8 protein-coding genes are annotated in these 7,493 nt (G+C 63.4%); 6 read left to right on the forward strand and 2 right to left on the reverse strand.

Annotation, left to right across the window (positions count from 1 at the left end; translation table 11 throughout):
* Together WA702_RS02920 and WA702_RS02925 are read right to left on the reverse strand one after the other, a co-directional pair.
* A partial coding sequence (locus tag WA702_RS02920; RefSeq protein ID WP_425109030.1) for an efflux RND transporter permease subunit occupies positions 1-179 on the reverse strand: 179 nt, incomplete at its 3' end.
* Positions 176-1,477 (reverse strand): MdtA/MuxA family multidrug efflux RND transporter periplasmic adaptor subunit, encoded by a 1,302-nt coding sequence (locus WA702_RS02925; protein WP_425109023.1) that lies wholly within the window; start codon positions 1,475-1,477, stop codon positions 176-178. The genes WA702_RS02920 and WA702_RS02925, both read right to left, overlap by 4 nt.
* 761 nt (positions 1,478-2,238) lie before the next feature.
* Here WA702_RS02925 and WA702_RS02930 point away from each other — a divergent pair.
* From WA702_RS02930 to WA702_RS02955, 6 genes are all read left to right on the forward strand, one after another.
* On the forward strand, positions 2,239-3,621 hold the full coding sequence (locus tag WA702_RS02930; protein WP_425109024.1) for a M20 family metallopeptidase: 1,383 nt from the start codon (positions 2,239-2,241) through the stop codon (positions 3,619-3,621).
* 381 nt (positions 3,622-4,002) lie between these two features.
* The gene (locus WA702_RS02935) at positions 4,003-4,155 is read left to right on the forward strand and encodes a hypothetical protein (RefSeq protein ID WP_425109025.1); all 153 of its coding nucleotides are present in this window, start codon (positions 4,003-4,005) and stop codon (positions 4,153-4,155) included.
* A 185-nt stretch (positions 4,156-4,340) separates the two neighbouring features.
* On the forward strand, positions 4,341-5,270 hold the full coding sequence (locus tag WA702_RS02940) for an amino acid ABC transporter substrate-binding protein (RefSeq protein ID WP_425109026.1): 930 nt from the start codon (positions 4,341-4,343) through the stop codon (positions 5,268-5,270).
* An 80-nt stretch (positions 5,271-5,350) separates the two neighbouring features.
* On the forward strand, positions 5,351-6,082 hold the full coding sequence (locus WA702_RS02945) for an amino acid ABC transporter permease (RefSeq protein WP_425109027.1): 732 nt from the start codon (positions 5,351-5,353) through the stop codon (positions 6,080-6,082).
* Between the two features lie 3 nt (positions 6,083-6,085).
* A complete protein-coding gene (locus tag WA702_RS02950) occupies positions 6,086-6,778 on the forward strand; it encodes an amino acid ABC transporter permease (protein WP_425109028.1) in 693 nt (230 codons plus the stop codon).
* Positions 6,779-6,987: 209 nt separating this feature from the next.
* The coding region (locus tag WA702_RS02955) for an amino acid ABC transporter ATP-binding protein (protein ID WP_425109029.1) at positions 6,988-7,493 on the forward strand (506 nt) is incomplete at its 3' end.

Here is a 7,493-nt window from a genome sequence, read left to right on the forward strand (position 1 = left end):
GTCATCACGTCGGGGCTGGCGCCGGGATAGAAGGTCTGCACCTGGATGGTCGGGTAATCGACCTCCGGCAGCGCGGCCACGGGCAGGAAGCGGAACGCGAGCATGCCGGACAGCATGATTGCGACCATGAACAGCGTCGTCGCGACCGGCCTCAGGATAAAGGGGCGCGACGGGTTCATTGCTTCGGCCCGCCCTCCGAGCGGCGCTTCTTGGCGCCACCGGGAGCACCCGGGCCGTTCGGTCCGGAGGCCGGCGCCGCGGACGCCGGAGCCGCGGCATCATTGGTCCCACGCACGACCACCTTGGCGCCCTCGCGCAGCTTGTCGGCGCCGTCGATCACGACGCGATCGCCCGGGTTAAGCCCTGACAACACCTCGACACGGTCGCCATCGGTGACACCGAGCTTGATCGGCTTCACCGTGACTGTGCTGTCATCCTTGATCAGGTAGGCGAAGGTGCCGGGCACGCCGCGCTGAACGCCAGACGTCGATATGGTCGTGACGTCCTTGTGGGTGTCGAGCAGCAGGCGGATGTTGACGAACTGGTTCGGATAGAGCGTGCGCTGCTCGTTCGGGAATTTCGCCCGCAGCTTGATGGTGCCGGTGGTGGCATCGATCTGGCTGTCGAAGGTCTGCAGGGTGCCGTCCGCGAGCTTGTTGGCGCCGCCGCGGTCGAGCGCCGTCACGGGCAGGACCGCACCGCTCGCCAGCCGCTTGGAGATCGCCTGCAGATTGTCCTCCGGCACCGTGAACAGCACGCTGATCGGCGCCAGCTGCGTAATCACGACCAGTCCGGTGGTATCACCGGGGGTGACGTAATTGCCCTGATCGACCTGGCGCAAGCCGACACGGCCGTCGATCGGCGCCAGGATCCTGGTATAGTTCAAATTGACCTCGGCCGACTTGACCGACGCGCGGTCGGCCTCGACGGTGCCCTGATCCTGGGCGACCAGCGCCACCTGCGTATCCAGCGTCTGGCGGGGCACCGCATTCTGGGCGGCAAGGCCCTGATAGCGCTGCAGGTCGACCTGTGCGCCCTTCAACAGCGCCTCGTCGCGCGTGAGCTGGCCCTTGGCCTGGGCGAGCGCGGCCTCATAGGGGCGGGAATCGATTTCCGCGATGAGGTCGCCTTTCTTGACCTCCTCGCCTTCCTTGAAATCGATCTTCATCAGATAGCCCGAGATCTGGCTTCGGATGGTGACGGTCGCAAGCGAGGCGACGGTGCCGAGCGCGTTCAGGCTGATGCCGATATCGCCCTTGCCGATGGTCTCGTCGACGATGGACATCGGCGCAGCGTTGCGGCCGGCCCGCGCAGTGTCCTGCTGGGGCGCCTTTTCGTGACGTAGCCACCAGACGGCGCCGGCTGCCAGCAGCACCAGGATGAAGATGGTCAAGAGCGGCCGGCCGCGTCGGCGCTTGGCTGGCGTCTTGGTCTCCGGCGCGCGGCCGGGGGTCGATGGCTTCAGCGGTTGGTCCATTGCTCTACACTGGTTCGGCTCGGATCGATTTGTCCGGTGATAGCCTAGCCGAGCTGGAGCTTCCCGTACTTTTTCTGCCGGCATCCTGCCGGCATTCCCCGCGACTTGTCGTGTTAACTTTTGGAAAGGGCTCAGCTTTTCCAAATGTTGCTGGTTCGGCGAGGTCCCTGGGAACAGACCTTTTTCTGCCGCACAAGCGGAGGGTGGCAAGCACGGCATCTCGCAACCGTGATTGCGACCGCAAAAAGCGTGATCGCCCGCCACCGGCGGACATTTCGATCACCAGGACGACATCGAAGGCTGACGCGAGATCGTGCTCAGCTGACGCTGTCGTCCCGGGTAGGCGAATCGCGGCCTGGGATCCACAACGACCGGTCTCGATGCTGAAGCGCGATGGAGCGAATACGCGCAAATACTCATTTCGCGAATGCATTCAAAAGCGAAGCGGTCGAGTGGTCCCTCGCAGCAACCAGATCATGTCGCGAGAATGCGGCTGCTTGCCTTACAGCATGAGGCAACGGCGGCGCACCACATTCAGCCGTCATTGTCCGCGCAGGCGGACGATCCAGTACGCCGCGGCGTTTGTGAGAGGCAAGGGCGATGCCATACACTCGACTCGTCATTCCGGAGTGCGGAGCGCGAGCCCGGAATGACAACGCGCGGGATGGGTGCGCATCACCCGCCAGCCTGCAGATACAGCTCTTCCGTTCCGCCGCCGATCCCGATAAGACGCGCCATCGTTTCGTGACTGGAAAAGCGCCATGACCAGGATTGATGCAATCGCCCGTGCCCGGTCGTATCTCCAATCAGGCGAGTTTCTCAGCGAGCTCGACCGCAGGGTGGCGTATCGGACCGAAAGCCTCAATGCCGAGCGCAAAAGCGAGCTTTACGCCTATCTCAGGGATGAGCTGACGCCGTCCTTGGGCGCGCTCGGGTTCGAAAGCCGCATCATCGATTCCCCCAGCGGACGGTCGCCGTTCCTGATCGCGGGCTACCATGAAAGCGACAGCGCGCCGACGGTGTTGAGCTACGGCCACGGTGATACCGTCGACGGCATGACCGGTGAGTGGCGCGACGGACTCGATCCCTGGACCATCACCACGATCGGCGATCGTGCCTACGGCCGCGGCACCGCCGACAACAAGGGCCAGCACAGCATCAACATGGCGGCCCTTCGCGCCGTCAAGGAAACGCGCGGTGGTAAGCTCGGCTTCAACGCCAAGTTCATCATCGAGATGGGCGAGGAGACCGGCTCGCCGGACCTCGCCAAAGTCGCCGACGTCCAGCGCGACGCGTTGAAGGCCGATCTGTTCATCGGCTCCGACGGGCCGCGGCTGTCGGCGCAGCGGCCGACCATCTTCCTCGGCTGCCGTGGTGGCGTCCGCATCCATCTCGACGTCAATTTGCGCGAGGGTGCGCATCACTCCGGCAATTGGGGCGGCGTGCTGGCCAATCCCGCGACCATCCTGGCCAATGCGATCGCGACCCTGATCGACGGCCATGGCCGCATCAAGCTCGACGCCCTGAAGCCGCCGCGGCTCACGAACGCGATCCGCGATGCGCTCGCCGACGTCAAGGTCGAGCCGACCGAGGACGAGCCGGCGCTGTCGGACAATTGGGGCGACGACGGATTGTCGCCGGCCGAGCGGCTCTATGCCTGGAACACGCTCGAAGTGCTGGCGCTCTCGGCCGGCAATATCGACAAGCCGGCGAACGCGATTCCCGGCCGCGCCCGCGCCGTGCTGCAGCTTCGCTTCGTGGTCGGCACCAAGGTCGACGGCATCGCCGAGGTGATCGGCGCGCATCTCGCAGCACACGGCTTTCCGATGATCGAGGTCACGACTGCGCAGAGCTTCATCGCCTCGCGTGCCGATCTCGACAGCCCCTGGATCAAATGGGCGGCCGCATCGGTCGAAAAGAGCAGCGGCAAGCGGCCCGCGGTGCTGCCGAATTTCGGCGGCTCGCTACCGAACGACGTGTTCGCCGATGTGCTGAAAATGCCGACGCTCTGGCTGCCGCATTCCTATCCCGGCTGTTCGCAGCATGCGCCGGACGAGCACATCCTGCTCAGCGTCACCGACGAAGCGCTTGGCATCATGGCCGGCCTGTTCTGGGACATCGGCGAGCTTGGAAAGCCGCTGTGATGGTGTTTGTAGCAGGTAGCCGCATAAGCGCAGCGACATGCGGGGACGCAATTCCCGGATATCGCTGCGCTTATCCGGGCTACGCCTCTTACGGTGCGCTCCCTCTCCCCGTTCTTCACGGGGAGAGGGCAGGGGGTGAGGGGCAGACGCACGAGAGGTGTGAGTTGTTAGACCTGTACCTCCTCACCCGATCGCTACGCGATCGACATCTCCCCGCATCCGCCGGCGCTCTTCGAGCTATGGCGGACAAGAGCGGGGCGAGGTTGCCGCAGCGCATGCGCACTTCAAGGGACATCAGACGATGGTTTCGACCGCGACCGCTCACGCCTCGGTCGGCAAGTCGCGCGCCACCGGCTTGGACTCGGCTATAATATCGGCGTCATGGTCTTCGGCGGCATCGGGCCGGCGATCATGACGGCGCTCGGCACCATCGCCTTCTTCGGCGACATGGCGCCGGGCTACTACCTTAGTCTGGTGGCGCTGCTCAGCCTCGCGTCGCTGTTTACCATCCGCAAGCTTGGCGTTACTGCCTAGCATGGTGCACCTTGCCGAATGGCGCGGAGGGCAGGCAATTTGTCGCAATCGTCCGGGCGGCAGCCGCTGGCAGGCGGTTTATGGTCCCCGGCCGGCCGCGGCACCATGCGGGACCGGCCGGCCGTAGGAATTCGACCCGGTTTATGCAAGCATCCGGCTGAAATGCCGGACTGAGGAGATAACGAATGAAGCAATTTCGAATTTTGGGTCTTGCGTTCGCCGCCGTGCTCGGCGCGAGCCAGATGTCGGGGCCGGCACAGGCTGAGGACCTGACGGGGACCTTGAAGAACATCAAGGATACCGGCGCGATCACGCTCGGCTTCCGCGATTCCTCGATTCCGTTCTCCTATCTCGACGACAACCAGAAGCCGGTCGGCTTCGCGATGGACATCTGCTACGGCATCGTCGATGCCATCAAGAAGGACCTCAAGCTCGACAAGCTCGATGTCAAGCTGACGCCGGTGACGTCCTCGACCCGTATCCCGCTGCTCGCCAACGGCACTATCGATCTCGAATGCGGCTCGACCACCAATAATGCCGAGCGGGAGAAGCAGGTCGCTTTCACCAACACCCACTTCCTGACCGCCAGCCGCTACGTGTTCAAGAAGACCAGCGGCATCAAGTCGATCGCCGACCTCAAGGGCAAGACCGTGGTCTCGACCGCCGGCACCACCAACATCAAGCAACTCACCGAGGCCAATGCCGCCAAGGGCCTCGGCGCCACCATCATCCCGGCCAAGGATCACGCCGAAGCCTTCCTGATGGTCGAAACCGATCGTGCAGCCGCCTTCGTGATGGATGACATCCTGCTGGCGAGCCTTGTGGCCGGCTCGAAGGATCCGAGCCTGTACGCGATCTCGACCGACGAGTTCTCGACGCCGGAGCCTTACGGCATCATGCTGCGCAAGGACGATCCCGCGTTCAAGAAGGTCGTCGATGCTGCCACCGCCCATATCTACACCTCGGGCGAGGGCCAGAAGATGTATGACAAGTGGTTCACCCAGAAGATTCCGCCGAAGGGCCTCAACCTCAACACGCCGATCTCGCCGGCGCTGAAGGCGGAATTCGCCAAGCCGTCGGATTCGCCGGATCCGGCGTCGTATGTGGTAAAGTAATGTGAGGCTCACCGCGCCCATGCGATGGCCCGTCCATTGCATGGGCGCGATCCACATCTAAATCGATTTGGACCGCGCGCGTGAACTACCACTGGAACTGGCACATCTTCTTCGAGCCGAACCCGACCGGGGCCGGCAACTATCTCGACATGCTGTTGTCAGGCCTGTGGGTGACGATCAAGATCTCGCTGTTCGCTTGGATCATTGCGCTCGTGACCGGCTCGATCGTCGGCGTGCTCAGGACCTTGCCGTCGAAAGCCGCGCAGTGGTTCGGCTTTCTCTATGTCGAATTCTTCCGCAACATGCCGCTGCTGGTGCAGCTGTTCCTCTGGTTCTTCGTGCTGCCCGAGCTGTTGCCGCCAGCCGCGGGGTTATGGCTGAAGCAGATGCCGAATGCGCCGTTCTATACGGCGGCCGTCGGCGTCGGCCTGTTCATGTCCGCGCGCGTCGCGGTGCAGTTGGCTGCCGGCATCGGTTCGCTGCCGCGCGGTCAGAAAATGGCGGGGACCGCGCTCGGCCTCACCACGACGCAGGTCTACCGCTATGTGCTGCTGCCGATGGCCTTCCGCATCATCCTGCCGCCGCTGACGTCCGAGTTCCTCAATACAATCAAGAACAGCGCGGTCGCGATCACCATCGGACTGATCGAACTGACGGGCGCAGCGCGCTCGATGCAGGAGTTTTCCTTCCAGGTGTTCGAGGCCTTCAGCGGCGCGACCGTCATGTATCTGGCCATCAACGTCGTCGTCGTGATCGGCATGCGCCTGCTCGAGCGCAGCGTCGCGATCCCCGGCTACATCACGGGCAAATAGGCGATGCTGGCCAACTTCGATTTCGACGTCATCCGCCGCTCGCTGGCCTATCTGTTCATCGACGGCATGACCTTCACGCTGACGCTCACAGCACTGTCGTCGCTCGGCGGGCTGGTGTTCGGTACGCTGATCGCGTTGATGCGGCTGTCCGGCAATCGCGTCCTGGCCTGGATTGCCGCGATCTATGTCGATTTCCTGCGCTCGCTGCCGCTGGTACTCGTCATCTTCTGGTTCTACTTCCTGGTGCCCTATATCGGGCAGTGGATCACCGGCGCGTCGCGGCCGATCAGCGTCGGCGCCTTCGCCTCCTCGTTGATCACCTTCGTCATGTTCGAGGCGACCTATTTCTCCGAGATCATGCGCGCCGGCATCCAGTCGATCTCGCGCGGCCAGCCGGCGGCGGCGTCCGCGCTCGGCCTCACATACAGCCAGACCATGCGTTATGTCGTGCTGCCGCAGGCGTTCCGCAACATGCTGCCGGTGCTGCTGACCCAGACCATCGTGCTGTTCCAGGACACCTCGCTGGTCTATGTGCTCTCGATCACGGACTTCCTGGGCGCGGCCTCCAAGGTTGCCCAGCGCGATGGCCGCCTGGTCGAGATGTACCTGTTCGCGGCTCTGGTTTACTTCATCATTTCCTGCGTTGCGTCGTTCAGCGTCCGCCAGCTGCAGTCGCGCATCGCCATCGTCAGATAGTGTTTGTATGAACATGCTGTCGCTACACATGCGGTCGATCACCTCTCCCATGGGGAGAGGTCGGATTGCGCCTCACGATGCAAAGCATCGTAGAGGAGCAATCCGGGTGAGGGGATGTGATCTCCCGATAGACCGAACCCCTCACCCCAACCCTCTCCCAAAGGGAGAGGGAGCGCACCGTTCCCGTTGAAGCAGGCTATGTTCTTCTCATGATCGAAATCAGCCACGTCAACAAATGGTACACACCGGCCTTCCAGGTGCTGAAGGACTGCACGACCTCGGTCGCCAAGGGCGAGGTCGTGGTGGTCTGCGGGCCCTCGGGTTCCGGCAAGTCGACGCTGATCAAATGCGTCAATGCGCTGGAGCCGTTTCAGGACGGCGAGATCACGATCGACGGCATCAAGGTCAAGGATCGCAAGACCAATCTGCCGAAGCTGCGCGCGCGGGTCGGCATGGTATTCCAGCATTTCGAGCTGTTCCCGCATTTGAAGATCATCGACAATCTTCGCTTGGCGCAGGAAAAGGTGCTCGGGCGCAAGCATGATGCGGCGACCGCCAAGGGCATGAAGCTGCTGGAGCGGGTCGGGTTGACGGAGCATGCGCAGAAATTCCCGGCGCAGCTGTCCGGCGGCCAGCAGCAGCGCGTCGCGATCGCCCGGGCGCTTGCGATGGATCCGATCGCGATGCTGTTCGACGAGCCGACCTCGGCGCTCGA

Origin of the sequence: Bradyrhizobium sp., assembly GCF_049798375.1 — a bacterium.
In the GTDB taxonomy this organism is placed as follows: Bacteria; Pseudomonadota; Alphaproteobacteria; order Rhizobiales; family Xanthobacteraceae; genus Bradyrhizobium.

What these genes read in the sequence shown, in the direction of transcription:
- WA702_RS02925 (WP_425109023.1), bottom strand. Translation starts at nt 1,477, where the DNA reads ATGGACCAACCGCTGAAGCCATCGACCCCCGGCCGCGCGCCGGAGACC.
- WA702_RS02935 (WP_425109025.1), top strand. Translation starts at nt 4,003, where the DNA reads ATGGTCTTCGGCGGCATCGGGCCGGCGATCATGACGGCGCTCGGCACC.
- WA702_RS02950 (WP_425109028.1), top strand. Translation starts at nt 6,086, where the DNA reads ATGCTGGCCAACTTCGATTTCGACGTCATCCGCCGCTCGCTGGCCTAT.
- WA702_RS02940 (WP_425109026.1), top strand. Translation starts at nt 4,341, where the DNA reads ATGAAGCAATTTCGAATTTTGGGTCTTGCGTTCGCCGCCGTGCTCGGC.
- WA702_RS02930 (WP_425109024.1), top strand. Translation starts at nt 2,239, where the DNA reads ATGACCAGGATTGATGCAATCGCCCGTGCCCGGTCGTATCTCCAATCA.